This is a genomic window from Bradyrhizobium sp. BRP56 (assembly GCF_020194035.1).
Classification (GTDB): domain Bacteria; phylum Pseudomonadota; class Alphaproteobacteria; order Rhizobiales; family Xanthobacteraceae; genus Bradyrhizobium; species Bradyrhizobium australafricanum.
Map to the genome: position 1 here is coordinate 1 of NZ_JADYVV010000208.1, position 442 is coordinate 442.

Consider the following 442-nt stretch of genomic DNA (forward strand, 5'->3'; position numbering starts at 1 on the left):
ATGTACGGTGCATCGTCCTGCGACTTGATCAGGCGGGTGGCCTGCAGGCCGCCCATTTCCGGCATCGCCAGGTCCATCAGCACCACCTGCGGGCGCAGCGTTTCCGAGCGCTCGATCGCTTCCAGGCCGTTGCCGGCACTGCCGACGATCTGCAGCCAGTCGATCTTGCGGAAATGGCGCATCGCCGCGTTGATGAAGCCCTCGTGGTCATCGACCAGCAGGACCGTGAGCTTGTTCATGTCCAACATCCTTTTCAGCCCACCCGGGCCAGCTGGGGTTGCCTGGCGCTGAGCCGGCGCCGTTCGCGGGCAGGGGCGATATCCAGTTGTTCTCGGTATTTTGCGACGGTTCGGCGGGCAATGTTCACCCCCTGGCGTGACAGCAGGCCGGCAATGGCCTCATCGGCCAGCGGGCGGCCGGCCGGTTCGGCGTCGATCAGGCG

The 442-nt window shown here is 65.8% G+C and carries 1 protein-coding gene and 1 pseudogene; both read right to left on the reverse strand.

All coding sequences use genetic code 11. The annotated features are described in order from the left end of the window. Nucleotides 1–239 (reverse strand): response regulator transcription factor (locus tag I6F38_RS43410; protein WP_225164717.1); only part of this gene is annotated, 239 nt, incomplete at its 3' end. A 14-nt stretch (nt 240–253) separates the two neighbouring features. Then, nucleotides 254–442, reverse strand: a pseudogene (locus tag I6F38_RS43415) (hypothetical protein); the annotation flags it as partial.